This window comes from Hydrogenophaga sp. H7 (assembly GCF_002025745.1).
Lineage (GTDB): Bacteria > Pseudomonadota > Gammaproteobacteria > Burkholderiales > Burkholderiaceae_C > Hydrogenophaga > Hydrogenophaga pseudoflava.
In genome coordinates, this window is sequence record NZ_MCIC01000017.1 from 172,106 (window position 1) to 196,728 (window position 24,623).

Annotated in this window: 31 protein-coding genes; 12 read left to right on the top strand and 19 right to left on the bottom strand. The window is 67.2% G+C overall.

Going from position 1 to position 24,623, the window contains the following annotated elements; translation table 11 throughout:
* Position 1: 1 nt before the first annotated feature.
* Complete coding sequence (locus BC358_RS16495; RefSeq protein ID WP_066154921.1) at positions 2-364, bottom strand: response regulator; 363 nt, start codon at positions 362-364, stop codon at positions 2-4.
* Between the two features lie 48 nt (positions 365-412).
* The gene (locus tag BC358_RS16500) at positions 413-844 is read right to left on the bottom strand and encodes a hypothetical protein (RefSeq protein ID WP_079366688.1); all 432 of its coding nucleotides are present in this window, start codon (positions 842-844) and stop codon (positions 413-415) included.
* A gap of 143 nt (positions 845-987) precedes the next feature.
* Between BC358_RS16500 and BC358_RS16505 the strand changes: the two genes are divergently transcribed.
* From BC358_RS16505 to BC358_RS16515, 4 genes are read left to right on the top strand one after another with little or no spacing between them, the layout of a single operon-like run.
* Positions 988-2,103, top strand: a complete 1,116-nt coding sequence (locus BC358_RS16505) for a response regulator (protein WP_079366689.1) — start codon at positions 988-990, stop codon at positions 2,101-2,103.
* Positions 2,100-2,729 (top strand): response regulator transcription factor, encoded by a 630-nt coding sequence (locus BC358_RS16510; RefSeq protein WP_066154911.1) that lies wholly within the window; start codon positions 2,100-2,102, stop codon positions 2,727-2,729. The genes BC358_RS16505 and BC358_RS16510 overlap by 4 nt, the downstream gene beginning before the upstream one ends.
* A gap of 49 nt (positions 2,730-2,778) precedes the next feature.
* Complete coding sequence (locus BC358_RS21950) at positions 2,779-3,498, top strand: hypothetical protein (protein ID WP_143434336.1); 720 nt, start codon at positions 2,779-2,781, stop codon at positions 3,496-3,498.
* Between the two features lie 28 nt (positions 3,499-3,526).
* On the top strand, positions 3,527-3,961 hold the full coding sequence (locus BC358_RS16515; protein WP_079366832.1) for a hypothetical protein: 435 nt from the start codon (positions 3,527-3,529) through the stop codon (positions 3,959-3,961).
* Between the two features lie 9 nt (positions 3,962-3,970).
* Here the strand turns inward: BC358_RS16515 and fliR are convergent, their stop codons facing one another.
* The 13 genes from fliR to fliF all read right to left on the bottom strand — a co-directional run bounded on the left by fliR (position 3,971) and on the right by fliF (position 15,078).
* Entirely contained in the window at positions 3,971-4,738 is a 768-nt protein-coding gene (gene fliR, locus BC358_RS16520) for a flagellar biosynthetic protein FliR (RefSeq protein ID WP_079366690.1), read from the bottom strand.
* Positions 4,739-4,758: 20 nt separating this feature from the next.
* Positions 4,759-5,028 carry a flagellar biosynthesis protein FliQ gene (gene fliQ / locus BC358_RS16525; RefSeq protein ID WP_066154898.1) on the bottom strand — a complete coding sequence of 90 codons (270 nt, stop codon included), beginning with the start codon at positions 5,026-5,028 and terminating at the stop codon, positions 4,759-4,761.
* Positions 5,029-5,041: 13 nt separating this feature from the next.
* Positions 5,042-5,809, bottom strand: coding sequence for a flagellar type III secretion system pore protein FliP (gene fliP / locus BC358_RS16530; RefSeq protein WP_079366691.1), 768 nt, complete (start codon positions 5,807-5,809; stop codon positions 5,042-5,044).
* Positions 5,796-6,158 (bottom strand): flagellar biosynthetic protein FliO, encoded by a 363-nt coding sequence (locus tag BC358_RS16535; RefSeq protein WP_079366692.1) that lies wholly within the window; start codon positions 6,156-6,158, stop codon positions 5,796-5,798. The genes fliP and BC358_RS16535 overlap by 14 nt, the downstream gene beginning before the upstream one ends.
* Before the next feature lie 9 nt (positions 6,159-6,167).
* Positions 6,168-6,596, bottom strand: a complete 429-nt coding sequence (fliN, locus tag BC358_RS16540) for a flagellar motor switch protein FliN (RefSeq protein ID WP_079366693.1) — start codon at positions 6,594-6,596, stop codon at positions 6,168-6,170.
* On the bottom strand, positions 6,586-7,593 hold the full coding sequence (gene fliM / locus BC358_RS16545; RefSeq protein ID WP_066154888.1) for a flagellar motor switch protein FliM: 1,008 nt from the start codon (positions 7,591-7,593) through the stop codon (positions 6,586-6,588). Before fliM ends, fliN begins: the two co-directional genes overlap by 11 nt.
* Before the next feature lie 18 nt (positions 7,594-7,611).
* A complete protein-coding gene (gene fliL / locus BC358_RS16550) occupies positions 7,612-8,202 on the bottom strand; it encodes a flagellar basal body-associated protein FliL (RefSeq protein WP_143434337.1) in 591 nt (196 codons plus the stop codon).
* A gap of 157 nt (positions 8,203-8,359) precedes the next feature.
* The gene (locus tag BC358_RS16555; RefSeq protein ID WP_079366695.1) at positions 8,360-9,661 is read right to left on the bottom strand and encodes a flagellar hook-length control protein FliK; all 1,302 of its coding nucleotides are present in this window, start codon (positions 9,659-9,661) and stop codon (positions 8,360-8,362) included.
* On the bottom strand, positions 9,658-10,128 hold the full coding sequence (gene fliJ / locus BC358_RS16560) for a flagellar export protein FliJ (protein ID WP_079366696.1): 471 nt from the start codon (positions 10,126-10,128) through the stop codon (positions 9,658-9,660). Before fliJ ends, BC358_RS16555 begins: the two co-directional genes overlap by 4 nt.
* Positions 10,125-11,594 (bottom strand): flagellar protein export ATPase FliI, encoded by a 1,470-nt coding sequence (gene fliI, locus BC358_RS16565; protein ID WP_079366697.1) that lies wholly within the window; start codon positions 11,592-11,594, stop codon positions 10,125-10,127. Before fliI ends, fliJ begins: the two co-directional genes overlap by 4 nt.
* On the bottom strand, positions 11,587-12,297 hold the full coding sequence (locus tag BC358_RS16570) for a FliH/SctL family protein (protein ID WP_066154878.1): 711 nt from the start codon (positions 12,295-12,297) through the stop codon (positions 11,587-11,589). The genes fliI and BC358_RS16570 overlap by 8 nt, the downstream gene beginning before the upstream one ends.
* Positions 12,281-13,276, bottom strand: coding sequence for a flagellar motor switch protein FliG (gene fliG / locus BC358_RS16575; protein WP_079366698.1), 996 nt, complete (start codon positions 13,274-13,276; stop codon positions 12,281-12,283). Before fliG ends, BC358_RS16570 begins: the two co-directional genes overlap by 17 nt.
* Positions 13,277-13,407: 131 nt before the next feature.
* Positions 13,408-15,078, bottom strand: coding sequence for a flagellar basal-body MS-ring/collar protein FliF (gene fliF, locus BC358_RS16580; RefSeq protein WP_079366833.1), 1,671 nt, complete (start codon positions 15,076-15,078; stop codon positions 13,408-13,410).
* Positions 15,079-15,261: 183 nt separating this feature from the next.
* Between fliF and fliE the strand changes: the two genes are divergently transcribed.
* A complete protein-coding gene (gene fliE, locus BC358_RS16585; RefSeq protein ID WP_066154872.1) occupies positions 15,262-15,585 on the top strand; it encodes a flagellar hook-basal body complex protein FliE in 324 nt (107 codons plus the stop codon).
* 25 nt (positions 15,586-15,610) lie between these two features.
* Here fliE and BC358_RS16590 read toward each other — a convergent pair whose 3' ends face one another.
* The 4 genes from BC358_RS16590 to BC358_RS16605 form a co-directional block, all read right to left on the bottom strand.
* Entirely contained in the window at positions 15,611-15,904 is a 294-nt protein-coding gene (locus BC358_RS16590; protein ID WP_066154869.1) for a flagellar protein FliT, read from the bottom strand.
* A 2-nt stretch (positions 15,905-15,906) separates the two neighbouring features.
* Positions 15,907-16,341: a flagellar export chaperone FliS gene (fliS, locus tag BC358_RS16595; protein ID WP_066154864.1), complete on the bottom strand. Its 435-nt coding sequence runs from the start codon at positions 16,339-16,341 to the stop codon at positions 15,907-15,909.
* Between the two features lie 80 nt (positions 16,342-16,421).
* Positions 16,422-17,837: a flagellar filament capping protein FliD gene (fliD, locus tag BC358_RS16600; RefSeq protein ID WP_079366699.1), complete on the bottom strand. Its 1,416-nt coding sequence runs from the start codon at positions 17,835-17,837 to the stop codon at positions 16,422-16,424.
* A gap of 151 nt (positions 17,838-17,988) precedes the next feature.
* On the bottom strand, positions 17,989-18,813 hold the full coding sequence (locus tag BC358_RS16605) for a flagellin (protein ID WP_066154859.1): 825 nt from the start codon (positions 18,811-18,813) through the stop codon (positions 17,989-17,991).
* Between the two features lie 492 nt (positions 18,814-19,305).
* Between BC358_RS16605 and flhD the strand changes: the two genes are divergently transcribed.
* The 7 genes from flhD (at position 19,306) to BC358_RS16640 (ending at position 24,623) form a co-directional block, all read left to right on the top strand.
* On the top strand, positions 19,306-19,647 hold the full coding sequence (gene flhD, locus BC358_RS16610; RefSeq protein WP_079366700.1) for a flagellar transcriptional regulator FlhD: 342 nt from the start codon (positions 19,306-19,308) through the stop codon (positions 19,645-19,647).
* Positions 19,648-19,670: 23 nt separating this feature from the next.
* Entirely contained in the window at positions 19,671-20,210 is a 540-nt protein-coding gene (gene flhC, locus BC358_RS16615; protein WP_066154851.1) for a flagellar transcriptional regulator FlhC, read from the top strand.
* A gap of 152 nt (positions 20,211-20,362) precedes the next feature.
* Positions 20,363-21,223, top strand: a complete 861-nt coding sequence (gene motA, locus BC358_RS16620; RefSeq protein ID WP_066154848.1) for a flagellar motor stator protein MotA — start codon at positions 20,363-20,365, stop codon at positions 21,221-21,223.
* Positions 21,223-22,305, top strand: a complete 1,083-nt coding sequence (gene motB / locus BC358_RS16625; RefSeq protein WP_079366701.1) for a flagellar motor protein MotB — start codon at positions 21,223-21,225, stop codon at positions 22,303-22,305. Before motA ends, motB begins: the two co-directional genes overlap by 1 nt.
* Positions 22,306-22,336: 31 nt before the next feature.
* Positions 22,337-22,723, top strand: a complete 387-nt coding sequence (gene cheY, locus BC358_RS16630) for a chemotaxis response regulator CheY (RefSeq protein WP_066154845.1) — start codon at positions 22,337-22,339, stop codon at positions 22,721-22,723.
* Between the two features lie 17 nt (positions 22,724-22,740).
* The gene (locus BC358_RS16635) at positions 22,741-23,355 is read left to right on the top strand and encodes a protein phosphatase CheZ (protein ID WP_079366702.1); all 615 of its coding nucleotides are present in this window, start codon (positions 22,741-22,743) and stop codon (positions 23,353-23,355) included.
* A 110-nt stretch (positions 23,356-23,465) separates the two neighbouring features.
* Positions 23,466-24,623: a flagellar biosynthesis protein FlhB gene (locus tag BC358_RS16640; RefSeq protein ID WP_079366703.1), complete on the top strand. Its 1,158-nt coding sequence runs from the start codon at positions 23,466-23,468 to the stop codon at positions 24,621-24,623.

Here is a 24,623-nt window from a genome sequence, read left to right on the forward strand (position 1 = left end):
CTCAGCGGATCACTTTCTGGATGACCTCGATCAGGCGGCCCGGATCGAAGGGTTTGACCAGCCAGCCCGTCGCGCCCGCGGCGCGGCCGGCCTGCTTCATCTGGTCGCTGGACTCGGTGGTCAGGATCAGGATCGGTGTGGCCTTGAACTTGGCGCTCTCGCGCAGCTTCTTGGTCAGGCCCAGACCGTCCAGACGGGGCATGTTCTGGTCGGTCAGCACCAGATCGATGTGGTGGGACTGCGCCTTTTCAAGCGCATCCTGTCCATCGACTGCCTCCACGACATGAAAGCCTGCGCCAGTGAGGGTGAAAGACACCATCTTTCGCATGGAGGCCGAGTCGTCGACGGCAAGAATGGATTGCATGGGGGTTCTCCGTGGTTCGTTCGGATATCGGCAAACAGGTGCGTGTCTTTAGAACAGGTCGATGGAACCGGCGTCCATCTCGTTCTGGGTGACCGGACTGGGGCGATCGGGGGTCGGGTCCACGCAGATCGGCAGTTCGTCCTCTTCCGGCTCCATGGCCTCCTCGGCCAGCTTCCAGGCGCAGCCCTGCAGCACCTTGCCGGTGTGCACGATCAGCTGCGTGGCCATGTCGTGGAACTGGAGTTCGGTCACGGCCTGGTGCAGGCTGCGGCGGATGCTCAGCAGGTCGTCGTTCTCGTTGCCGTCCAGGTGGGCCAGGGCGTGGTTGGCGGTGGAAAACCGCTCCATCAGGTTGTCGGTGGCGTGGTCCAGCAGACCCTCCAGACGCTTGAGGTCGGTCATCGCCATGAGCAGGGAGTCCTGGAGATCGGCGACCAGGTTCACTGGCAGAGTGACGGATGGCAAGGTCTGGGGCGTCATCGGCGGGTCCTTGTGGTCGGGCTTGAGGGTTGTTCTCGAGGCCGCTCCAGGGAGTTGGGGCAGTACAATTTTCGGGAACTGTGACAGGCTGTATCGGCAGAAAACGGCCCGAATTCAGCGCCATTTCGACCACTGCGAGCCGCATGCCCGATACCACCGCATCCCGTCCGGTCCGCATCCTCCACCTGGAGGACTCCCGCGTCGACCACGCCCTGGTCAAGTTCGCGCTGCAGAAAAGCGGCCTGAACCACGACATCCTGCTGGTCGACACCCTCGACGACTTCGAGCGCGAGCTGCGCGAGAACCGCTACGACATCGTGCTGGCCGACTACCACCTGCCCGGCTTCTCCGGGCTGGACGCCTGGGACCGGCTGCGGGAGATCGGGCTGGACCTGCCGTTCGTCATCCTCTCGGGCGCCATCGGCGAGGCCGCGGCGGTCGAGGCCATGCACCGCGGCGTGAGCGACTACCTGCTCAAGGACAGCATGAACCGGGTGGCCCACGTCATCCAGCGCGCCATCGAGGTGTCCGAAACCCGCCGTGCCAAGGCACGGGCCGACGCCGAACTGGCCGACTCCCAGCGCCGTCTGGCCGAACTGGCCGAACACCTGCAGACCAGCATCGAGCAGGAGCGCGCCGACATCGCGCGCGAAATCCACGACGACATCGGCGGTTCGCTGGCCGCCGTCAAACTCGACCTGGCCTGGATCGCCCGCCGCCCGGTGCTCGACCCCGAGGTGCGCCAGCACATGGACACCGCGCTGGAGATGCTGCAGCACGCCCTGGGCGCCAGCCAGCGCATCATGATGAACCTGCGCCCGCCCATCCTCGACCAGGGGCTGGTGGCGGCGGTGCAGTGGATGGCCACCGGCTTCGAGAAACGCAACGGCACCCGTGTCACCGTGCGCCGTTCGTCCGATCACATCGATGTGCCGCACGCGGTGCAGCTCGTGGCCTACCGCACCGCGCAGGAGGCGCTGACCAACGTGGCCAAACACGCCCGGGCCAGCGCGGTGGACATCGACCTGAGCGACCGCGAGGGCGTGCTCACCCTCGAAGTCAGCGACAACGGGCAGGGCCTGAGCGCCGAGGCGCTGCGCAAGGCCAAGTCCTTCGGACTGCTCGGGCTCAAGGAACGCGCCGCCAAGGTCGGCGGCTGGCTGGACATCAGCAGCTCACCGCGGGGCACCTCCGTGATCCTCTCGGTGCCGCTCGATGACGATGACGGGAACCATCACCACAGGGACGAAGAACAATGATCAAGGTCATCTTGTGCGACGACCATGCGGTCGTCCGGCGCGGCATCCGCGACACCATCTCGGAAGCGGTCGACATCCAGGTCGTCGGCGAAGCCGGCAGCTACCCCGAGCTGCGCGAGCAGATGCGCAAGACCGAGTGCGACGTGCTGGTGCTGGACCTCAACATGCCCGGCCGCGGCGGGCTGGAGGTGCTGGCCGCGCTGCGCGAGGAAGGTTCACCCGTCAAGACCCTGGTGGTCTCGATGTACCCCGAAGACCAGTACGCCATCCGCTGCCTGCGCGCCGGCGCGCGCGGCTACCTCAACAAGGCGGGCGAACCGGCCGAGATGATCGCCGCCATCCGCACGGTGAACCAGGGCCGCAAGTACGTCACGCCCGAGGTGGCGCAGATGCTGGTGGACAACCTGAACGCCCCCGAGACCGAAGAGCTGCACGCCAGCCTGTCCGAGCGCGAGCTGCAGACCCTGCAGAAGATCGCCTCGGGCAAGAAGCTCTCGGAGATCGCCGAAGAGCTGATGCTCAGCCCCAAGACCGTGAGCGTCTACCGCGCGCGGGTGCTGGAGAAGCTGCACCTGTCGAACAACGCGGAGCTGACGGTGTATGCGATTCGGAACAGTCTGGTGTAGTACTCAGTGTTTGCTTCGGTTGCTTCTGTGATTTGTGTCGGGGATGTGTGTGGCCATTAAGCTTCTTTACAGCGACGAGTACTGCATTGAAGTTCCAAGCAGTTTTCCAATCCGGGAGGCAGCAGCGTTTAGGGTCACCGCTCGCCGGCTTTTGACGCAACCATTTGCGGGTAAAGAGTGGCTTGAATTTGGCGGCGCGTCCAACCTCATCGCGTGGCGGTATCGAGCCATGGTGGAAGACTGGCACTGGTACCGAGATTCGTGGCTCTCGGTCGGTGCGGCGGCCAGTCACGAAGAGCAGTTTCGTCGAGACCGCGCGCTCTTCGGTATGTTCTCTTCGGGTGTTTCATGTGTCGAAAGTACCGTCTATGCGTTGGCGGCCTTGTCGAGCCATCCCACCGTATTTGGGCTCTCCTTTGGGCCCGAGCAGCAGCGGTGTTGCAGTCCAAAAACGTTGCTAAATTGGCTCAATGGTCGTCTGGGAGCGAAGGCATTGACTCAACGGCTGGCAGTTCTTTGTGAGTCTGTCGAATGGCAAAGATGGGTCGATCTTCGAAATCGTATGAGCCACCGATCAAACCTGCCTATGGTTACTGTGGGGGCAATGGGGCGCCTGCCACCACCAGCTAGGGCGCTGCACTTTGCCCCGACGTCGAGCACGCAAAAAATCGAAGGCGATTTAGATGATTTCGACGCGCTCTGCGCTTGGCTCACGGGAATGCTCGCTGAACTACTGATAGAAGGGGCGAAGATCTGTCCGCAAGACTAAGCAGGGGCTTCATGTGATTGCTTTGAACATGAGGTTTCGTTTCATTCTGGGCGTTCTGTTGCTCGTGATCTTTGCGCTGCTCACCGCCTGCAGCAAACCCGACCCGCAGACCGCGCTGGAAGCCGCAGTCCAGCAGCTGCAGGACCACCTCGAAGCCCGGGACGGCAAGGCCGTGCTGGCGATGCTGGACACGCGCTTTCGCGCGCAGGACGAGTACGACGCCGAGTGGGCGCGCAAGACCATGGCGCTGATGTTCCTGCGCTATGCCAATGTGAAGGTGATTGCGGTCACGCGCAGCAGCCGCATCGACCCGCCGGGTTCCAGCATCGGCATCACCGAGGCGCAGGTGCTGGTGACCGGCGCGCAGGGCCTGATTCCCGAACGCGCCTCGCCCTATTCGGTGCAGCTGCAGTGGGCGCTGGACGGTTCGGACTGGAAGCTGCGCGACCTGCGCTGGGAGTGAGCCGCGGGCTCAGCTTCCGGTGAACATGCCGGTGGCGAGTTTCATCAGCGCCACCACCGGGCCTTCCAGCATCGGCAGCGTCACGGCGATGCCCAGCAGGCCGGTGGTGAGGGTGAGCGGGAAGCCGATGGCGAAGGCGTTCATCTGTGGCGCCACGCGCGAGATGAAGCCCAGCACGATGTTGACGAACAGCAGCATGCCGATCATGGGCAGTGCGATCCACAGGCCGTAGCGGAACACGACCGAGCCGAGTTCGTGCAGGCGCATGCGTTCGATGGCCTCGAACGCGCCGGTGCCGATCGGAAAGGTCTCGAAGCTGGCCACCACGGCCTGCAGCACCATGAGGTGGCCGTTGAGCACCACGAACAGCAGCATGGTGCTGTTGCCGTAGAAGCGGCCGACGGCGCTGGTCTGCTGGTTGGTGGTGGGGTCGAAGAAGCCAGCGAAGTTCAGGCCCATCTGCAGGCCGATGATTTCGCCCGCCAGCTCCACCGCGGCGAACACGATGCGCACCGCCAGGCCGATCGCCAGGCCGATCACCACCTGCTGCAGCACCACGCCCATGGCCTGCGGGTCGGTCAGGCCGACCACGGGCTGGTCGGCCAGCGCGGCCTGGGCGCAGATGGCCACCAGCATGGCCAGCGCGACGCGGGCGCGCATGGGCACCGAGCGCGCCGAGAAGATGGGCGCGCTGGAGAACACCGCGAGGATGCGCAGGAAGGGCCAGAACACCGGCGCCACCAGCGACATGATGTCGGCTTCAGTGAACGAGAACATGGCGCCGGCCGCGCGAGCGTTCAGATCGCGTGGTTGGGAATCGCGAGGATGGTGTTGCGGATGAACTCGACCAGGGTGGTCATCATCCACGGCCCGGCGATCGCGAACACGGCGATGGCGGCGATCAGCTTGGGCACGAAGGAGAGGGTGGCTTCGTGGATCTGCGTGATGGCCTGGAACAGGCTGACCAGCAGGCCCACGCCGAGCACCACGGCCAGCACGGGCGCGGCCACCATGAGCACCATGAAGAGGGCGTTCTGGCCCATCGTGAGGGCGGCTTGGGGGTCCATGGTTGGGTCCTGTCTAGGTGGCAAAGGATGCGGCGAGCGAGCCGAGCAGCAGGTTCCAGCCGTCGGCCAGCACGAACAGCATCAGCTTGAAGGGCAGGGCGACCAGCACCGGCGAGAGCATCATCATCCCCAGCGACATCAGCACGCTGGCGACCACCATGTCGATCACCAGGAAGGGGATGAAGATCATGAAGCCGATCTGGAACGCGGTCTTGAGCTCGCTGGTGACGAAGGCCGGCACGATGACGCGGAAGGGCGCGGTCTCGGCCTTCACGTCTTCGGGCAGCTTGGCCAGGCGGGCGAAGAGTTCGAAGTCGCTCTGGCGGGTCTGCTTGAGCATGAACTCGCGCATCGGTCCCTGCGCGCGGTCCAGCGCCTGGTCGAACGGGATCTGGTTGCTGGTGTAGGGCTGGTAGGCCTCGTTGTAGACCTTGTCCAGCGTCGGCCCCATGACGAACAGGGTGAGGAACAGCGAGAGGCCGATGATCACCTGGTTGGGCGGTGCGGACTGCGTGCCCAGGGCCTGGCGCAGCAGCGAGAGCACGATGACGATGCGGGTGAAGCCCGTCATCAGCAGCAGCACCGCGGGCAGGAAGCTCAGCGCGGTGAAGAACAGCAGGGTCTGGATCGGCACCGAGTAGCTGGTGCCGCCCGCGCCCTGGCCGACCACGATGGGCAGCGCGGCGTTGCCGGTCTGCTGCGCCCAGGCGGGCGCGGCGGCCAGCAGCAGGAAGGCCAGGCCCAGCAGGCGGGCGCGGCGCGGGTGTTCAGCGGTTCGCATCACCGTCCTTGCGGAACAGGGCCAGCCGCGCGGCGAAACCGGCGGGGGCGGGGGTGTGGCCCGGGGCGGCGGGCGCTTCGCTGGCCTCGGGCGGCAGCGGCATCTGGTGCAGCGCGGTGACGCTGCCCGGCGAGACGCCGAGCACCAGGCAGACCGCCTGTTCGCCCTGGCCGACCTGCAGCGTGACCACGCGCTGCTGCGGGCCGAGCGCGACGCCGCCCAGCACCTGCAGATGCGGGCCGGCGCGGTGCGCCGCGCCCGGCAGGTGGCGGCGGTAGCGTTGCAGCAGCCAGGCGATGCCCACCATGACGATGAGCAGCACGATGGCCGGGGCGGCGTTCTGGAGCATGGGAACCCTTCAGCCTTTGGAGAGGCGGCGCATGCGCTCGGACGGCGTGACGATGTCGGTCAGGCGGATGCCGAACTTGTCGTTCACCACCACCACCTCGCCCTGGGCGATGAGGTAGCCGTTGACCAGCACGTCCATGGGCTCGCCGGCCAGCGCGTCGAGCTCGACGATGGAGCCCTGGGCCAGCTGCAGGATGTACTTGATCGGCACCTTCACCCGGCCCAGCTCCACCGTCAGCTGCACCGGGATGTCCAGCACCATCTGGATGTCCTGCATGACGTTGCCCGCGGCGGTGGCAGGCGTCGAGGGGTGGTCGTCGAAGGCGGGTGCGCCGTCGTGGGCGCCGCCGCCGGCGCTGGCCACGGCCTGTTCTTCGAGGGCCTGGGCCCAGTCGTCGGCGACGGAATCGTTCATGGTGTCGGGGCTCTCAGTGGACATAGGGATCTCCTTGCCAGGTCTTGTCGGTGCTGCTGCTCAGCTTGCGGTCGATGCGCAGCGCGTACTTGCCTTTGTGCGTGCCGTACTGGCACTCGAACAGCGGCACACCGTCGACGTGGGCCTTGATGGCCGGGTTGCGGTCCAGCTCGATGAAGTCGCCGACCTGCATCGCCAGCAGCTGCTCGACGGTGGCGTCGGTCTGGGCCAGCTCGGCCACCATCGTGACCTCGGCGGCCTGGATCTCCTGGCCCAGCAGCTTGACCCAGCGGCGGTCGACCTCGATGGCGTCGCCCTGCACGCTGGAATACAGCACGTCGCGGATGGGCTCTAGCGTGGCGTAGGGAATGCAGATGTGCAGCGAGCCGGTGATGTCGCCGATTTCCAGCGTGAAGCTGGTGGACACCACGATCTCGCTGGGGGTGGCGATGGTGGCGAACTGGGGCTGCATTTCCGAGCGCTGGTAGGCCAGCTCGATCGGGTACACGCCGCGCCAGGCCTTCTTGTATTCCTCGGCCACCACCTCGACCAGGCGGTCGATGACGCGCTGCTCGGTGGGCGAGAAGTCGCGCCCCTCGATGCGGGTGTGGAACTTGCCGTTGCCGCCGTAGAGGCTGTCGATCACGCCGAACAGCAGGTTGGGTTCGCACACCACCAGGCCGTTACCGCGCAGCGGACGCACGGCCATGATGTTGAAGTTGGTGGGCACCGCCAGCTCGCGCAGGAAGGCGCTGTACTTCTGCACCTGCACACCGCCGACCGAGATCTCCGGGCTGCGCCGGATGAAGTTGAAGAGCCCCAGGCGCAGGTTGCGCGAGAAGCGTTCGTTGACGATCTCCATCGTGGGCATGCGCCCACGGACGATGCGTTCCTGGCTGGAGAGGTTGTAGGTGCGGACGCCGTCGGTGGGCGTGTCCTCTTTCTCGAGCTTCTGGCTCTCGCCGGTGACCCCTTCCAGAAGGGCGTCGACTTCTTCCTGGGAAAGAAACGAATCGGCCATGGCGTCAGGTCCCCCCGGTCACTGCACGATGAAACTGGAGAAGAGCACGCCCTCAAGCGGGTTGGGAGCGGCCTTTTTCTTCTTCTTGCCCTGGGCGACGGGTTCGGCGCCCGGGCGCTCGTAGTCGTAGCCCATGACGTTGGAGATCTCGGCCATGATGTCCTGGATCAGGGCCTGCTTGCCGTCGGTCCGCAGCATCTGTTCGGCGGTGCGCTGCGAGACCAGGATCAGGATGCCGTTGCGGATGCTGGGCATGTAGGTCTTCATCTCCTCGCCGGTCTTGGCGTCGGCCAGCTGCAGCGTGATGCCCAGCTGGGCGAAGCGGTTGCCGCCCGGGTCGGCCAGGTTGACCACCATGCTGTCCAGCGGCAGGAAGGTCGGCGGGGTCTTGGGGTCGCGCAGCGGTGCGGCGTGCTCCTCCTCGGCCGTGAGTTCGGTGCCGTCTTCCTCGTCTTCGCTCTGCGCCTTCTTCAGCAGGAAGAGCGCCGTGCCCGCGCCGATCAGCGCCAGCATCACCACGCCGATGATGATGAACAGCAGCTTCCTGCTCTTGGGTTTGGCTGGGGCCTCGCCATTGGCGGGGGCGGCAGCAGCGGCGACAGCAGACATGGACATCCTCCGGAAGAGCGCCCCGTGGGGGGCGGTGCCCGCCGAAAAGACCGGCGGGCTGTGGAGGAATTATTGGAGCCACCCCCCCCGGGCGTAGCCCTGAATAGCGCCGGAAAACCCCGCTATTCGCCGGCTCCGCACGGCCGGCTTGGCGTTCTCAGACGAACAGGTCCAGCGGGCGGCTGCCGTCGCTGCGGGGCCGTGGCGTGGCCGGCACGGCGTTGCCGGCCGGTGCCGCCGCAGTGTCGGCGCGGGCCGATGGCGTGCCTGGGCGGCCGGGTGGCGCGGTCGGGCCGTCCTGCCCTTGCTGGCCGCGCTGGTCGCTGACGCTCACGTCGCCCAGCTGGATGCCACCGCGCTGCAGCAGGTCGGCCAGCGTGCCCTCGGCGCTCTGGCGCAGCTCGGCGCGCGCCTCGGCGCTGTCGGTCCGGAAGCTCAGGTCCAGTTCCTGGCCGGTGAGCGAGAGCCGCACGTCGATGGCGTTCTCGCCGTCTTCGCCGATGCGCAGGCTGGCCTGGCGCAGGTGCGGCGAGGCGAAGCTGTCGAGCCGCTCTTCGGCCTCGGCATCGGCTTGCGCCAGCGCCTCGTCGTAGGTCTCGTCCCGTGCGTCGCTGCGCAGCTCGTCGCGGGTGTCGGAGCGGTCGCCGCCCTCGGTGCCCGCCTCGCCGCCGGTGCCGGGCTGGCCGGTGTGGTCGGCGCCGCCGGCCATGGGCACCGCGCCCTGCAGGCTTGCGGCCGCCAGCGGGGTGTCGAGCGAGGCGTCATCGCTGACGGCCTGCGCAAAGCGCTGGTCGAGCGCGACCGTGCTGTGCAGCGGCAGCGCCGGCCCGACATCGATCCGCACCGCGGCGCGCTCGGCGGCGGGGGCCGCCTGGGCCTGGGTGTGGTGCCACTGCTGGAGCGCGCTGGTGCCCGCCATCTGGGCGGTGCTGCGCCAGGCGCCGGGCCGGGCGTTCGACGCCGGGGCGCTGTTGCCCGCGGCCGGTGGGCCGGCGTTGGCCGCCGAGAGCTGGGCCTGGGTCTGTTCGTCCAGCGCCTCGGGCTGGTCCAGCACCTGCATGCCCTGCAGCGTGTCTGCGGGCGCGCCGTCGGCTGTCGCTGCCTGCGCGGGGGCTCCGGCGTCCGGGGTGGTGCCTGCCAGACCGCGGGCGCCGGGGGCGGCGGGTGCGCCAGCGGAGGGCAGGGTGGCCCAGGCCATCATGGCTTCCAGCTGGGCTTCGCCGGACTCCTCCGCAGGGGTCTCGGCCGTGTCCTGCACCAGCTCGGCGGCCACGCCTCCGTCTGCGGGCAGCTGGTCGCTGGCGCTCAGCAGCAACAGCAGGTTGGCGAACGGGTCGGCGCCGGTTTCCTGGCCGCCGGGTTTGCGGGTGCCCTGGGCGCCGTGGCGACCGGCGGCCTGTGCCGCCTGGGTCGGGCCGTTGGACGAGTGGTGCGAGGCAGAGGGGGCGGTGCTGCTCATGAACGGGCTCCGTGGGCGGCCGACAGGGTCTGTCGCAGGTGGATGGTCAGCGCCATCTCGTCGGTGGCTTTCTGTTCCTGGCGCATGGCGCGGTGTTCGATCGCCTGCTGCTTGCGCTCGGCGTACTTGCGCAGGCCGGCGACGTCGCGCTCGGCGGCGTAGACCTGGGCCTGGGCGCGTTCGACCACCTCTTCCCGGCCGCGCTGCACCGCCTGCTGGAACTCGATGGCGTGGGTGATCTTCTCCATGAACAGGCGGTGGTGGTGCAGCAGGTTGGCGTCCACGCCGCCCGTGGTGCTGCGCTGCGCCCAGCGCTGCAGCGCCTCGTCGGCGTAGTTGCGCAGCTGGTTCATCTGGGCCTGCGCCGCCTGCAGTTCACGCTGGGCCTGGCCGAGCGCGGTGAGCGCGTCGTCGCGGCGCCGGGTGGCCAGGTCCACCACCTTGTGCAGGGTCTGCAGGTTGCTCATGCGTGGGTTCCTTCATACAGGTTGTGGTTGGCGTGCCCGCGCGCACCGCGGCCGTCGCGTGCGGGCTTGTCTTCCTGCAGCGCCACGGCCAGCTGCTGCAGGCTGTGTTCCATGGTCGCGGCCTCGCGCATGTCCTGCATCAGGAAACGCTGCAGGCCGGGGTAGAGCACGATCGCGCGGTCGGTCTCCGGGTCGCTGCCGGCGGCGTAGGCGCCCAGCTGGATCAGGTCGCGGCTCTTCATGTAGCGCGAGTAGTAGTTGCGGAACTTGCGCGCCAGCTCCAGGTGCTGCGGCGTGGCCACGTTGTGCATCACGCGCGAGGCCGAGGCCTCGACGTCGATGGCGGGGTAGTGGCCCGATTCGGCCAGCGCGCGCGAGAGCACGATGTGACCGTCCAGGATGGCACGCGCCGCGTCGGCGATCGGGTCCTGCTGGTCGTCGCCTTCGGAGAGCACGGTGTAGAAGGCGGTGATCGAGCCGCGGCCGTTGAGGCCGTTGCCGCTGCGCTCCACCAGCTGCGGCAGCTTGGCAAAACACGACGGCGGGTAGCCCTTGGTGGCCGGCGGCTCGCCGATGGCCAGGGCGATCTCGCGCTGCGCCATGGCGTAGCGCGTGAGCGAGTCCATCAGCAGCAGCACGTGCAGGCCATCGTCGCGGAAGCGTTCGGCAATGGCGGTGGCGTAGGCGGCTCCCTGCATGCGCACCAGCGGCGGCGCGTCGGCCGGCGCGGCCACCACGACGGAGCGCTTGCGGCCGTCCTCGCCCAGGATGTCCTCGATGAACTCCTTGACTTCGCGGCCGCGTTCGCCGATCAGGCCGACCACGATCACGTCGGCCTTGGTGTAGCGGGCCATCATGCCCAGCAGCACCGACTTGCCGACGCCGGAGCCGGCGAACAGGCCCAGGCGCTGGCCGCGGCCGACCGTGAGCAGGGCGTTGATGGCGCGCACGCCGGTGTCCAGCGGTTCGCGCACCGGGTCGCGGTCCATCGCGTTCAGCGGCGCCTGGTTCATGGGCTCGATGTCGACCTCGGTGATCGGCCCCATGTGGTCCATGGGGTGGCCGTGCGAGTCGACCACGCGGCCCAGCAGACCCCGGCCCAGCGGCAGGCGCAGCAGACCGCGGTCGCCGGCCGATGGCGGCTTGTTGACCTGGCCCATGCGCGGCACCGGGCGGTAGGGCGCCAGCGGCGTCACGCTGGCGCCGCTGGCCAGGCCGCGGGTGTCGCCCGCGGGCATCAGGAAGGCGCGGTTGCCGGCAAAGCCCACCACCTCGGCCAGCACCGGCTCGCGCTTGCCGTTGGCGATCAGGCACTGCGAACCGACCGGCACGCGCAGGCCCACGGCTTCGAGCACCAGGCCGGCCAGGCGGGTCAGCGTGCCGCGCGTCTCCAGCGGCGTGTGCACGTTGGCGCCGATGCGCAGGTCGTCCATGTACTGGGCCCAGCGGCCGTCGGGTTCAGACATCGCCCGCCTCCGGGTTCCAGGGTGCGTCCATGCCGAGGTTGCCCAAGGCCCGTGTCCAGCGCTTTTCGATGGTGGCGTCGACCGTGGCGCCGGGGGTCTGCAGCAGGCAGCCTCCCGGGGTGATGGTGACGTCCGCCACGAAGTCGGGGGCGTTCTCGCCCAGGGTCTCCATCAGCGCACCGCGCATCAGTGCGAGGTCGTCGGGGTGCATGCGCACGGTGGCGGGCAGGCCGTCCTCGACGATCTGCTCCAGCGCCTCGCCGATCACGGCGCGCAGGTGGACGGTGTTGCTCTGCAGCTCCTGCCGCACCACCTGGCGCGCGATGTCGCAGGCCAGGTCCAGGATCTGGCGGCCGATCTTCTGCTCGGCCGCGATCAGCTGTTCGGCCATGCCGTGCAGCATCTGGCCCATGCGCACCCCGGTTTCCTCGATGGTGCGGCGCATGGCGGCTTCGAGCGCGTCGCGAACCTCCTTGCTGCCGGTGTCGTGCCCGTGGGCGAAGCCGTCGGCGTAGGCCTGCTGGCGGGCCTCTTGCAGCGCTTCCTCCAGGGCCTTGTCGGGTTCGGGCTCGGCCTCCACCGCCGCCGCGACCGGGAGCGTGTCGCTGCCGTCCATCGACGAAAAGTGCCAGGCCGACACGCCGTCGATTTCTTCCCGCGGGATGAAGCGGGTGTGCGTGCTGGGCTTAGACGAAGCCTTCATCGTCGCCTCCGCCGATCGCGATCTGGCCCTCTTCGGACAGGCGCCGGACTATCTTCAGGATGTCTTTCTGCTGGTTCTCCACCTCGGACAGCCGGACCGGTCCGCGCGATTCGAGGTCGTCGCGCAGGCCCTCGGCGGCGCGCGAGGACATGTTGGCGAAGACCAGTTCGCGCAGTTCCGAAGACGCGCCCTTGAGCGCGATCACCAGCGACTCGGAGGCCACCTCCTTGAGCACCAGCTGGATCGACTTGCCGTCGAGCTTGATCAGGTCCTCGAAGGTGAACATCTTGTCCATGATCTTCTGCGCCAGGTCGGCGTCGAAGTTGCGGATCGCCTCGATGACCGAGGTCTCGATCTGGTTGCCCATCATGTTGATGATCTCGGCCGCGGTCTTGATGCCGCCCATCGAGGTCTTGCGGATCTTGTCGCCGCCGGCCAGCACCTTGTAGAGCACCTCGTTGAGGTCCTTGAGCGCGGTGGGCTGGATGCCTTCGAGCGTGGCGATGCGCAGCATCACCTCGTTGCGCGTGCGCTCGGTGAAGTTCTTCAGCACGTCGGCGGTCTGGTCCGCTTCGAGGTGCACCAGGATGGCCGCGACGATCTGAGGGTGCTCGTTGCGCAGCAGCTCGGCGATGGACAGCGGGTCCATCCACTTCAGGCTCTCGATGCCGGAGACATCGCCGCCCTGCAGGATGCGGTCGATCAGCAGCGAGGCCTTGTCATCGCCCAGGGCACGCCGCAGCACCGCGCGCACGTAGTTGTCGGTGTCGGACACCAGCAGGCTCTGCGAGGAGGCCACGGAAGTGAACTTCTGCATCACCTGGTCGACCCGCTCGTGGGACACGGCGCGGGTCTTGGCGATGGCCTCGCCCAGCTTCTGCACTTCCTTGGGGCTCAGGTGCTTGAACACCTCTGCGGCTTCTTCCTCGCCCAGTGTCATGAGGAAGATCGCGGCGTCCTGGATTCCCTGTTCTTCCATGATCTTGTTTCCTTAGCGATGCGTCGGGGCGACGGGACCCAATCCCGGGGCACCGCGGAACCGGCTCTGCCGGGCCGCCAGTGCCGCCCCCTGGAGGGGGTCGAGCGAAGCGAGGCGGGGGTGTTCCATGTTCACGCCGGCGCTTCGCCGTTGACCCAGCTCTTGACGATGTTCGCCACCGCCATCGGGTTCTCCAGCGCCAGCCGCTTCGCGTCGACCAGGCGCTGGTTCTCGACCGGCATGGGCAGGCCCGGGCGCTCGGGCGTCTCGTCGAGCACCGCGTCGAGCTGGGGCGCCTTGGCCTTGGCCTTGTCCTCGATGCGTGGTGCCGCCGGGGCGCGCATCATCTTCATGCCCGGGCGCACCATGCCCATGAGGATCAGCAGCGCCACGCCCAGGGCGCCAACGGGCCAGGCCAGGCTGCGGGCCAGTTCCATGTTCTCGGGCTGCTTCCACCAGGCCACCGCCACGTCCTCGACCGGCTGGGGAACGTTGAACACGGCGTTGACCACGTTGACCGAGTCGCCCCGTTCCTGTTTGAAGCCGATGGTCTCGCGCACCAGGGCGGCCATCTGCTCCAGCTGCTCGGGCGGGATGGCGGTGGTGATGAGCTTGCCCGTCTTGTCGGTGACGCTGCGGTGGTTCACCACCACGGCGGCGGTCAGGCGCTTGACGGTGCCGCTGGCCTCGCGCACGGTGCGCACGGTCTTGTCGATCTCGTAGTTGATGACCGATTCGCGGCGCTGTGTGCCGGCCTTGTCGGCGTTGCTGGCCACACCCAGCGGCGCGGCGGCGCCGTTGATGGGGGCGGTGCCGGTGGCCGGCGGCTGGTTGGTGGTGGCGCCGGGCACGCCCGCGGGCTGGGCCTGGGCGGGGGTGCCGTCCTCGACGATCTGCTGGCTGCGCACCGCGCCGGGCTCGCCGCCCTGGTTGGGCCGGTGCTGCTCGGAGGTGGACTCGGCCAGCGAGAAATCGATGTCGGCGCTGACCTGGGCCCTGACGTTGCCGGCGCCCACCAGGGGCTCGATCATGTCCAGGATGCGGCGGGTGTAGAGCTGTTCAACCTGCTGGGTGTACTGCAGCTTCTGGGTGTCGGCGCCCTGGGCCATGCCGTCGGGCGTGGCCGAGAGCAGGGTCCCGGCGTCGTCCACGACGCTGACGGCCTTGGGGTTCATCTCGGGCACGCTGGAGGCGACCAGATGCACGATCCCGGCGATCTGCGCCTTGTCCAGGGTGCGGCCGGGGTGCAGGGTCAGCAGCACCGAGGCGCTGGGCTTCTGCTGCTCGCGGAAAAAGCCGTTCTGGTTCGGCAGGGCCAGGTGCACGCGCGCGGCCTGCACCGAGGAAAGCGACTGGATCGAGCGGGTGAGCTCGCCCTCGAGTCCGCGCTGGAAGGTCAGGCGCTCCTGGAACTGCGTCATGCCGAAGCGGTTGGCCTCCATCAGCTCGAAACCGCTGACCGTGCCCTTGGGCAGGCCCTGCGAGGCCAGGCGCAGGCGGGTGTCGTGCACCTTGTCGGCCGGCACCATGATGGCGCCGCCACCCTCGGTGTACTTGTAGGGCACGTTCATCGTCGTCAGCTGCGCGATGATGGCTCCGCCGTCCTTGTCGCCCAGGTTGTTGTAGAGCACCTTCCAGTCGGGCTGGCGGCCCATGAAGAACAGGGCGAGGGCGATCGCCAGCAGGCCGAAGGCGCCCAGGCCCATCTTGATCTTCTGCGCGCGGTCCAGACGTGAGAGTCCGGCGCTCAGCGCGTTGCGGTTCTCTGGCGCAAGGTCCATTTCGGCGACGGCAGTGCTCATGGCGGGGGCTTCGAAGTGGGTCGGCAAATGGGGGAATCTCCCCTGTTGCGACCGAGTATCCGGTCCCGCTCACCCCGGCATAGCCATGAAAAAGGCTGCCTTTGACCCCCTATTCCCGGCGCGCGGAAGGGGCCCGCTCACTAGCATCCAGTCCTGCACCCGTCAGAGTGAAAGGACACCGCCATGGACCTGCGAATCAATGCCCTGAACAGCCAGGCCGTCAACGGCATCGGCCGCCCTGCGGCTGCGCGCGGCGGCGCGCCGGCCGGCGTGGGCGGTGTCGGCAGCGGCTTTGCCGACAACTTCAAGACCGCCCTTCAATCGGTGAGCAAGGCCCAGAACGAGGCCTCCCAGCTGCAGAACGAAGTGCAGAAGGGAAATCCCAACGTGAGCCTGGAAGAAACCATGCTCGCGATGCAGAAGGCCCAGATCGGCTTTCAGGCCACCATGCACGTCAGAAACCGCATGGTCCAGGCCTACACCGACATCATGAACATGTCGGTTTGAACAAAGCCCGCGTGGCGGGCTTTGTTCAGTGCACCTGTTTTGCATCCATCAGCTGTTCGAGGTCGCCCAGCCAGGGTTCGGCCAGGCAGCGGATCTCGGCGTCGGCGCGCAGGATGCGCTGCATGATCCGGGCCTTTTCCTTGCGCTCGTCGGGTGCCAGCCGCAGGTTGCGCGACTTGTGGCGCAGCTGGGCGATCAGCACCGCGCAGGTGCCCTCCAGATGCACGATCTGGTCCCAGTCTTCCACCCGGGCGGCCTCCAGCATGCGCTGGCTGGCGGATTCGATGGCTTTGTAGTAGTCCAGCAAGCTGTGCTCCATGATCAGGCTCCACGGCCCGCAACGGGCTGCAGGTAGGCGGGGCCGGGGCCCCCGATGAGTTTCCACGACTGCGCCACGGGCTCGATGAGCTTGCTCACTTCTTCCAGCGCCGCGGGGTCGTTGCGCAGGTTGGCCTGGGTCAGCCGCAGCGTGCTGTAGCCGTAGAGATCGCGCAGGTTGGCGGCGATCTCGCCCCCTTCGCGCAGGTTCAGGCCGGCCTTGAGGCCCTCTTCCAGAATGCGCACCGCCTTGCCGAGCGCGGCCCCCTTGACGGCGGCGTCGCCGCGCACCATGGCGCCGCGGGCTTCGGCGATCGACTGCAGCAGCGCGTCGAACAGCAGACCCACCAGGGTGTGGGGGTCGGCGCCCTGTACGCTGGTTTCGACGGCAACGCGTTTGTAGGCAGAGGCGGCGCGGTGGGTGGCAGAAGTGAACATGGTGTCGGTTCCTTGTTGCTGATGCCTTTTTTTATCGGCATCGGCAACCGGGACTGTAGTCACGGAAGTGTTCATTTGCGTCAGCTCTTGTTCCACAAAATGATCTGCTGGCTGACGAAGGCGCTCAGGCCATTGAGCGAGCCCACGGCGGCGTCCATGGCGTTGTACTGGGCCAGCAGGCGCTTCTCGGTGCGCGCAGCCTTGTCGTTGACGCGGTCCTGGTCCAGGGAGTTGCGCTTGATCGAGGCCTTCAGGGCATCGGTCTTGTTGGAGACCGTGCCGTCGGCGTCGATCAGGCCCTCTGCGAAGTTCTTGATCTTCCAGCCGAAGCCGGTCGCCGTGGGGTCGCTGCTGGTGGACGTGAACAGGGCCTTGAGGTCGTCCAGGTTGTCCAGCGCGGCGTCCATCTTGGTCGCGTTGATCTCCAGCTTGCCGCCGGATTTGAGCTCGATGCCGACGTCCGAGAGTCGGCTGTAGGGCGTGCTGGCCGACACCGATCGCATCATGCCGCGCAGGGCGTTCTGCAGGCCCACCGTGGTGGCGTCGCCCTGCAGCGGGCCGGCGGTCTTGGTGGCCTCGTCGTAGCGCAGGGCGCTGGTCAGCGTGGAGTTGAGCGTGTTGTACGCATCGACGAAGGCCTTGACGTTGCTGCGGATGGCCTCGGTGTCGTTGGTGACATCGATGGTCACCGGCGCGGTGGTCTCCTGGCTGAGCTGGATCGTCATCCCGGTGAGGGTGCCGCTGAGCGTGTTGCTGGCCGAGGTGACGGGCACGCCGTTGATCGTGGCCTGCGCGTTCTCGGCGTTCTGCGAGCGCGACATGCCGTTGGCATTGCCGACGCTGAAGGCCAGGCGCGAGAGGCCGGCGGCGTCCGTGTCGTCGCCGTCGTCGTCGGCGACCGTGATGCGGAAGGCGTTCTCCTCACCGGTGGCCTTGGAGCGCACCAGCAGGCGTTCGCCCGAGGCGTCGCGCAGCACGGTGGCGCTCACGCCGGCGTCGGAGTCGTTGATCTTGGACGCGATGCTGGACAGCGAGTCCTTGCCGGCGTCGATGTCGATGGTGACCGGCGTGCCGCTGCCGGCGGTGAAGCTGCTGCCACTCCACTGGCCGAGTTCGATGGTCATGCTGCCGGTGCCCATGGCGGTGCCCGCGGTCACGGCGGCCGAAGCGGTGGACTGGGCCTTGGCCAGGTTCTGCACCTCCATGGTGATCGAGGTGGCGGGCGCGCCGGCCTTGACCGTCACGCCGATGGCGGACGAGTTGGACGAGGTGGCCTTGACCGGGTCCCAGCCCGAGGCCTTGGACAGCTTGGCCGCGGCATCGCCCAGCGCCGACACCTGGGACTTGATGGTGCCCATGGTCGAGAGCTTGGTCTGCAGGGACGTGGCCTGCGTCTTCAGCTGGGTCAGGGGCGCCTTCTCCAGGGCGACGAGTTGCGAGACGATGCTCTGGATGTCCAGGCCGCTGCCGATGCCTGGTGACGAGATGGTGGCCATGGACGCTCCTTGTCATCCCCGACGGGATGTACCCATCGCACGCGGTCTGCATGCGATCGGTGCATGCCCCGAAAGACGACGCGACGGGGGCACCGGGGTGCCGCCGTCGCCGGTCGCCACACCCGCAGGTGTGGCGAAACGGTGTCGTGAATCAGCGCAGCAGGGACAGCACGCCCTGGGGCAGCTGGTTGGCCTGGGCGACCATGGCGGTGCCGGCCTGTTGCAGGATCTGGCCACGCGAGAGGTTCGAGGTTTCCACCGCGAAGTTCGCGTCCATGATGCGGCCGCGGGAGGCCGCGAGGTTCTCGGACGAGATCTGCAGGCTGGCGATCACCGAGTCGAAGCGGTTCTGCTTGGCACCGAAGGTGGCGCGGGCGGTCGTGATTTCGTCGATGGCGTTGTCCAGGTCGTCCATGGCGGCCAGCGCGCCGGAGCTGGTGGCGATGGCGCCGCCCACGACGGCCGTCACGCCCGAACCGGCGGTCAGGTCGGTCGTGTCGATGTCGATCTGGTCGGTGGTCACGTTGTCGGCGCCGACCTGGAAGGTCAGGGAGGCCGAGGTGTTCAGCAGGTTGGTGCCGTTGAACTTGGTGCCTGTGAGCACTCGGGTCACTTCCGCGGCCAGTTCCTGGTATTCCTCGTCGAGGTTGGCGCGGTCGTCGTCGGAGTTCGAACCGTTGGCCGACTGCACGGCCAGTTCGCGCATGCGCTGCAGCGCGTCGCCGATCTTGCCCAGCGCGCCTTCAGCGGTCTGCGCCAGGGAGATGCCGTCGTTGGCGTTGCGGATCGCCACGTTCATGCCCTTGACCTGCGCGTTCATGCGCTCGGCAATGGCCAGACCAGCGGCATCGTCCTTGGCGGTGTTCACACGCAGGCCGGAAGACAGGCGTTGCATCGAGGTGGACAGCGAACCGGTGGACTGGGCCAGGTTGCGTTGTGCGTTCAGGGACTGCACGTTGGTGTTGATGGTGCTCATCGTTAACTCCTAAAGTTGGACTAAGGTAATCCGGCATCGCTGCCAATCTCAACGCCCGTCTTTCGACGGGCCGCCATGACCGGTGCTCGTCGCTGCCAGCCGGTTGGCCCTCGGGCCGCTGACCGTCTCGCCGCGTTGCTTGCCGGACGACGAACCTTTTAGAAGTTCGTTGAGATGCTTTTCGGTGGCCCTGACATATTCTTTAGCCCCGCCCTATACCGGATCGGTGAAATAAGCATGGGATGCACGTCCCTGTTCCGGCCTTAGTGCCGCTGCCCCGGCCGCAGAGGTGCGCGCTGGCGGGTGCTCGCCCGACACCAAAATGAGTACTTGGGATGTAGGAAGAAATCCGACACGGTGTCGGGTGTGCGCCGACAGTGCGAACAGCCGTTTCCTGATTCAAGTTTTTTTACCGATGGACACAATTACTCACATCAAGTCAGCAGATGTAGCAGCCCGCCAGCACCGCCGACCGATCTCTAGGAGAAACACATGGACAGCGAACAACTCTTGGCCGAAATCCGCGAAGCCAATCTGACCTACCTGATGCTGGCCCAGAACCTGATCCGCAAGGACCGCGCCGAAGCGCTGTACCGCCTGGGTCTGACCGAAGAGGCCGCCGACCTGCTGGGCATGCTCTCGACCGCCCAGTTGCTCAAGATCGCCTCCACCAACATGCTGCTGTGCCGCTTCCGCGTGGACGACGACCTGGTGTGGAACCTGCTGACCAGCCACAACGTGAAGAAGGTCGACAACGCCACCACGACCCAGCTGCACGCCTCGATCCTGATGGCCGGCAAGTTCGCCGAGTCGATGGCCACGTCGGCCCACTGATCCCACCGGACGGAGCACGCACCATGGCCACCGCAAAAAGCATCCTCAACGAGTCGCGCGACATCGCCCGTGCCGTGGCCCTGATCCAGCTCGGTGCCCGCCTGCAGGTGCTGGAGTACGAAACCAGCCTGTCGTACGAGCGCCTGCTGCGCCTGTACAAGGAAGTGGCCGGCAAGAGCCCGTCCAAGGGCCAGCTGCCCTTCTCGACCGACTGGTTCCTGACCTGGCAGCCCAACATCCACGCCTCGCTGTTCCTGAACATCCACGAGTACCTCTCCAAGACCAGCGAGCTGGAGGAGATCGACACCGTGATCAAGGCCTTCCGCCTCTACAGCGAGCAGATGCAGGCCAGCGCCATCGAGCCCCTGCTGTCCGTCACCCGCGCCTGGCGCCTGGTGAAGTTCGTCGACAGTGGCATGCTGACCCTGACCAAGTGCTCCTGCTGCGGCGGCCACTTCGTGACCGAGCCCTACGAGAACGCCAAGAGCTTCGTCTGCGGCCTGTGCGAGCCGCCGGCCCGCGCCGGCAAGGGCAGTGCCTCGGGCGGTTTGCGCCTGCACTGAACGGGCGCTCCGTTCAAACCCTGAAAAGGACCCGTCTGCGGGTCCTTTTTGCGTTTCTGGCGGACCTCAATCGCCCATAGAGTTGGACCGATAGGAAAGACAGTCGTTGGGGCCGTCTGCTCCAGGTTCCGCTTCAACTCAGGGTTCGGTCCATGTTCGTCATCATCGGCTTCGTGATCTCGATGGTCTGCATCTTCGGCGTGTTCATCATGCACGGGGGCAACATCGGCGTCGTGCTCACGGCGCTGCCGTTCGAGCTGATCACCATCTTCGGCGCCGCCACCGGCGCCTTCCTCATCAACAACCAGATGAAGGTGGTCAAGGCCACGTTCAAGGGCTTCGGCCAGTGCTTCAAGGGCAGCCGTTTCACCAAGGCGCGCTACATGGAGCTGCTGGCGCTGCAGTTCGACATCCTGCAGAAGGCGCGCAAGGAAGGCCTGATGGCCATCGAGCAGGACGTGGACAACCCCGAGCAGTCGCCGCTGTTCAAGAAGTACCCCGTGATCTCGGCCGACCACCACCTGGTCGAGTTCATCACCGACTACCTGCGCATGATGGTCTCGGGCAACCTGAACGCCCACGAGATCGAGTCGCTGATGGACGCCGAGATCGAGACCCACCACCAGGAGGCGCACGCCCCGGTGGCGGCCATCGCCCGCCTGGCCGGTGCGCTGCCGGCCTTCGGCATCGTGGCCGCGGTGCTGGGTGTGGTGAACACCATGGGTTCGGTGGGCCAGCCGCCGGCGGTGCTGGGCGGCATGATCGGCTCGGCCCTGGTCGGCACCTTCCTGGGCATCCTGCTGGCCTACGGTGTGTTCGAACCGCTGGGCGGCCTGCTGGAGCAGAAGACCGAAGAGGCCTCCAAGGAATTCGCCTGCGTCAAGACCACGCTGCTGGCCTCGATGCAGGGCTATGCGCCCTCGACGGCGATCGAGTTCGGCCGCAAGGTGCTGTTCTCCGATGTGCGCCCTTCGTTCTCTGAGCTCGAGAACCACGTCAAAGGGAAGAAGTGATGGCCGACGGCAAGAAGCTTCAGCCCATCATCGTCAAGCGCGTCAAGAAAGGCGCGCACGCTGCGCACGGCGGTGCGTGGAAGATCGCCTACGCCGACTTCGTGACAGCCATGATGGCCTTCTTCCTGCTGATGTGGCTGCTGGGGTCCACCTCCTCCGGCGACCTCAAGGGCATCGCCGACTATTTCTCCAACCCGGTCAAGGTCACGCTGCTGGGCGGCAGCGGCACCGGCAACAGCGACTCCGTGCTGCCCGGCGGTGGCCAGGACCTCTCGCGCCGGCAAGGCCAGGTCGACACCGGCGACGCCGAACGCGCGGCCAAGCTCATGGGCGCGCAGATGGCTCGGGCCGAACTCGCCCGCAGGGACGCCCTGCGCCTCGACGCCCTGCAGACCAAGCTCAACGAGTTGGTCGAGAACAACCCCGCGCTGTCCGAGTTCAAGTCGCAGATCCGCATGGAGAAGACCGCCGACGGGCTGCAGATCCAGATCGTCGACGACCAGAACCGCCCCATGTTCGACGTCGGCAGCGCCATGGTCAAACCCTATATGCGCCAGATCCTGCGCGAGATCGGCGGGGCCATCGGCGACATCGACAACCGGCTCGCCCTCTCGGGCCACACCGACGCCACGCCCTACGGCAGCGGCGACCGCGGCTACAGCAACTGGGAGCTGTCGGCCGACCGCGCCAACGCCTCGCGCCGCGAGCTGGTGGCCGGCGGCCTGCCCGACAACAAGCTCGCCCGTGTCGAGGGCCTGGCCTCCAGCCGGCTGCTGGACGTCAATCAGCCCGACGCACCGATGAACCGGCGCATCAGCATCCTGGTCATGACCCGCGAGGCCGAGGAGCGCATGGCGCCCATCGGCGACGGCACCGCGCTGCGCCCGCCCGCCACCGAGGCGCCCGCCGGGCCTGCCGCAGGGGCCGTGCCGGCGCCACCGGCCGGTGCAGAAACGGTCGTTCCCCAGGCCGAACCGCTCGTCGCGCCGGTGCGCCAACTGCCGCTGGGGCTGCCCGATCTTCAGAAACTGGCAGAAGTGCCGAAACCCCGGGAAGAGGCTGGGCCAGTCAAGCCCCGCTAACCGCCACTGTTTCCTGACAGGAGACCCCACCATGTCCACCCCGATGAAATTCCTGATCGTTGACGACTTCTCCACCATGCGCCGCATCGTGCGCAACCTGCTCAAGGAGATCGGTCACGCCGACGCCGACGAGGCGGAAGACGGGGTGATCGCGCTCAACAAGCTGAGGAACGGGTCCTTCAACTTTGTCGTCAGCGACATCAACATGCCCAACATGAACGGCTTCCAGCTGCTGGCCGAGATCAAGAAGGACGAGGCGCTCAAGCACCTGCCGGTCCTGATGGTGACGGCCGAGGCGCGCAAGGAAGACATCGTGATGGCCGCACAGGGCGGCGCGGCGGGCTACATCGTCAAGCCGTTCACCAAGGCCACGCTGGAAGACAAGCTCGCCAACATCTTCAAGAAACTCGGCCTCTGAGCCCAGCGGGAGTTCCCATGTCCACCAGCAACAGCCCGGGCAATCCGGAAATGTTCCAGCAACTGGGCTCCATCACGCGCCAGTTGCACGACGCCCTGAAGGAACTGGGGTATGCCGACAAGCTCAAGGGCACCGTCGATCAGCTGCCCGACGCCCAGAGCCGGCTCTCCTACATCGCCCGCCTCACCGGCGAGGCGGCCGAGAAGGTGCTCAACCATGTGGACGGCGCCAAGTCCGAGCAGGAGGCCATCGCCGAACGCGGGCGCCAGCTGACCTCCACCATTTCCGCAGTGCCGGGTCTGGCCAGGGCCATGCCCGAGCTGCTGAGCTGGTCCAGGGACGTGGTCGAGCTCAGCGAGAAGAGCGACGCGCGCCTGACCGAGATCATGATGGCGCAGGACTTCCACGACCTCACCGGCCAGGTGATCAACCGGGTGGTGCAGCTGGCCGCCACCATCGAGGAACAGCTGCTGGCCCTGCTGCTGCAGTCGGCGCCCGCCGGCGCCCCGGGCCAGGACAAGGCCTACGACATGAACGCCCTGGAAGGGCCGGTGGTCGACGCCGAAGGCCGCACCGACGTGGTGGCCGACCAGAAGGACGTCGACGATCTGCTGGCTTCCCTCGGATTCTGAGTTTTCAGTTTTCGCGCTGGGGGAATAGGGCGGTGCTTCACCGCCTTTTCACGCATTCATTTCGGGGGCCGACTTCCACAATCTGACTCAAGTTTTCCTGAGTCAGACCGATGTCCTCCTCCCAAGACAAGAACCTGCCGGCCACCGCGCACCGCCTGAAGAAGGCGCGCGAGGAGGGCCAGCTGCCGCGTTCGAAGGAGCTGTCCAACCTCGCGGTGCTGGGCGGGGGCGCGGTGCTGCTGATGCTGCTGCTGCCGATGGGCTTTTCCCGTCTGCAGGTGGCACTGGCCTCGCAGCTGCGCTTTGACCACGGTGCCCTGCTGCAGCCCCAGCTGCTGGTCGAGCGCCTGCACGACAGCCTGGGCCTGGGCCTGGTGGTGTTCCTGCCGCTGGGCGTGGCCACCCTGGCGCTGGCGGTGTTCGCCGCTTTCGCCTCAGGCAGCTGGACGCTGACCACCCACACCATGGCCCCGGACCTGACCCGGCTCAGCCCCCTCGCCGGGCTGGGGCGCCTGTTCTCCAAGCAGCAGCTGTTCGAGACCGTCAAGCTGGCGGTGATGACCGTCATCGTCGGCTTTGTGGGCTGGAAGTTCCTCTCTTCGCACATCGCCGGTTTCGCCAGCCTGCTGCTGCAGCCGCTGGAGGGCGGTCTGGGCCAGCTGGCGCAGTGGATGCGCACCGGCGTGGGCATCCTGCTGGGGGTGGTGACGCTGTTCGCGCTCATCGACTTCCCGATGCAGAAGTTCCTGCACGCCCAGCGCCTGCGCATGTCGCGCGAAGAGGTCAAGCAGGAACACAAGCAGAACGAAGGCGACCCGCACGTCAAGGGCCAGCGCCGCCGCCGCCAGCGCGAGCTGGCGCACCGCATGAGCATCGGCGCCGTGCCCAAGGCCGACCTGGTGGTGATGAACCCGACCCACTACGCGGTGGCGATCCAGTACGACGACGCCACCATGAGCGCGCCGCGCGTGATCGCCAAGGGCGCCGACCTGCTGGCCCTGCGCATCCGCGATGTGGCCAAGGACCACAAGGTGCCGGTGCTGCAGTCGCCCATGCTGGCGCGCGCGCTCTACGCCCACGCCGAACTCGACCAGGAAATCCCTTCCGCCCTCTACACCGCGGTGGCCCAGGTGCTGGCCTACGTGTACCAGCTCAAGGCCGCGCTCGCCGGCCGTGGCGCCATGCCCGGCGCCGCGCCCGATCCGCAGGTGCCACCCGAACTCGATCCGCACTGGAAGCAACCGCCGACCCGGGGAGCCGCTGAATGA

Bases quoted from the DNA above. Each gene is read 5' to 3' on its own strand.
- BC358_RS16495 (WP_066154921.1), bottom strand. From the start codon at position 364: ATGCAATCCATTCTTGCCGTCGACGACTCGGCCTCCATGCGAAAGATG.
- BC358_RS16500 (WP_079366688.1), bottom strand. From the start codon at position 844: ATGACGCCCCAGACCTTGCCATCCGTCACTCTGCCAGTGAACCTGGTC.
- BC358_RS16505 (WP_079366689.1), top strand. From the start codon at position 988: ATGCCCGATACCACCGCATCCCGTCCGGTCCGCATCCTCCACCTGGAG.
- BC358_RS16510 (WP_066154911.1), top strand. From the start codon at position 2,100: ATGATCAAGGTCATCTTGTGCGACGACCATGCGGTCGTCCGGCGCGGC.
- BC358_RS16515 (WP_079366832.1), top strand. From the start codon at position 3,527: ATGAGGTTTCGTTTCATTCTGGGCGTTCTGTTGCTCGTGATCTTTGCG.
- fliR (WP_079366690.1), bottom strand. From the start codon at position 4,738: ATGTTCTCGTTCACTGAAGCCGACATCATGTCGCTGGTGGCGCCGGTG.
- fliQ (WP_066154898.1), bottom strand. From the start codon at position 5,028: ATGGACCCCCAAGCCGCCCTCACGATGGGCCAGAACGCCCTCTTCATG.
- fliP (WP_079366691.1), bottom strand. From the start codon at position 5,809: ATGCGAACCGCTGAACACCCGCGCCGCGCCCGCCTGCTGGGCCTGGCC.
- BC358_RS16535 (WP_079366692.1), bottom strand. From the start codon at position 6,158: ATGCTCCAGAACGCCGCCCCGGCCATCGTGCTGCTCATCGTCATGGTG.
- fliN (WP_079366693.1), bottom strand. From the start codon at position 6,596: ATGTCCACTGAGAGCCCCGACACCATGAACGATTCCGTCGCCGACGAC.
- fliM (WP_066154888.1), bottom strand. From the start codon at position 7,593: ATGGCCGATTCGTTTCTTTCCCAGGAAGAAGTCGACGCCCTTCTGGAA.
- fliL (WP_143434337.1), bottom strand. From the start codon at position 8,202: ATGTCTGCTGTCGCCGCTGCTGCCGCCCCCGCCAATGGCGAGGCCCCA.
- BC358_RS16555 (WP_079366695.1), bottom strand. From the start codon at position 9,661: ATGAGCAGCACCGCCCCCTCTGCCTCGCACCACTCGTCCAACGGCCCG.
- fliJ (WP_079366696.1), bottom strand. From the start codon at position 10,128: ATGAGCAACCTGCAGACCCTGCACAAGGTGGTGGACCTGGCCACCCGG.
- fliI (WP_079366697.1), bottom strand. From the start codon at position 11,594: ATGTCTGAACCCGACGGCCGCTGGGCCCAGTACATGGACGACCTGCGC.
- BC358_RS16570 (WP_066154878.1), bottom strand. From the start codon at position 12,297: ATGAAGGCTTCGTCTAAGCCCAGCACGCACACCCGCTTCATCCCGCGG.
- fliG (WP_079366698.1), bottom strand. From the start codon at position 13,276: ATGGAAGAACAGGGAATCCAGGACGCCGCGATCTTCCTCATGACACTG.
- fliF (WP_079366833.1), bottom strand. From the start codon at position 15,078: ATGAGCACTGCCGTCGCCGAAATGGACCTTGCGCCAGAGAACCGCAAC.
- fliE (WP_066154872.1), top strand. From the start codon at position 15,262: ATGGACCTGCGAATCAATGCCCTGAACAGCCAGGCCGTCAACGGCATC.
- BC358_RS16590 (WP_066154869.1), bottom strand. From the start codon at position 15,904: ATGGAGCACAGCTTGCTGGACTACTACAAAGCCATCGAATCCGCCAGC.
- fliS (WP_066154864.1), bottom strand. From the start codon at position 16,341: ATGTTCACTTCTGCCACCCACCGCGCCGCCTCTGCCTACAAACGCGTT.
- fliD (WP_079366699.1), bottom strand. From the start codon at position 17,837: ATGGCCACCATCTCGTCACCAGGCATCGGCAGCGGCCTGGACATCCAG.
- BC358_RS16605 (WP_066154859.1), bottom strand. From the start codon at position 18,813: ATGAGCACCATCAACACCAACGTGCAGTCCCTGAACGCACAACGCAAC.
- flhD (WP_079366700.1), top strand. From the start codon at position 19,306: ATGGACAGCGAACAACTCTTGGCCGAAATCCGCGAAGCCAATCTGACC.
- flhC (WP_066154851.1), top strand. From the start codon at position 19,671: ATGGCCACCGCAAAAAGCATCCTCAACGAGTCGCGCGACATCGCCCGT.
- motA (WP_066154848.1), top strand. From the start codon at position 20,363: ATGTTCGTCATCATCGGCTTCGTGATCTCGATGGTCTGCATCTTCGGC.
- motB (WP_079366701.1), top strand. From the start codon at position 21,223: ATGGCCGACGGCAAGAAGCTTCAGCCCATCATCGTCAAGCGCGTCAAG.
- cheY (WP_066154845.1), top strand. From the start codon at position 22,337: ATGTCCACCCCGATGAAATTCCTGATCGTTGACGACTTCTCCACCATG.
- BC358_RS16635 (WP_079366702.1), top strand. From the start codon at position 22,741: ATGTCCACCAGCAACAGCCCGGGCAATCCGGAAATGTTCCAGCAACTG.
- BC358_RS16640 (WP_079366703.1), top strand. From the start codon at position 23,466: ATGTCCTCCTCCCAAGACAAGAACCTGCCGGCCACCGCGCACCGCCTG.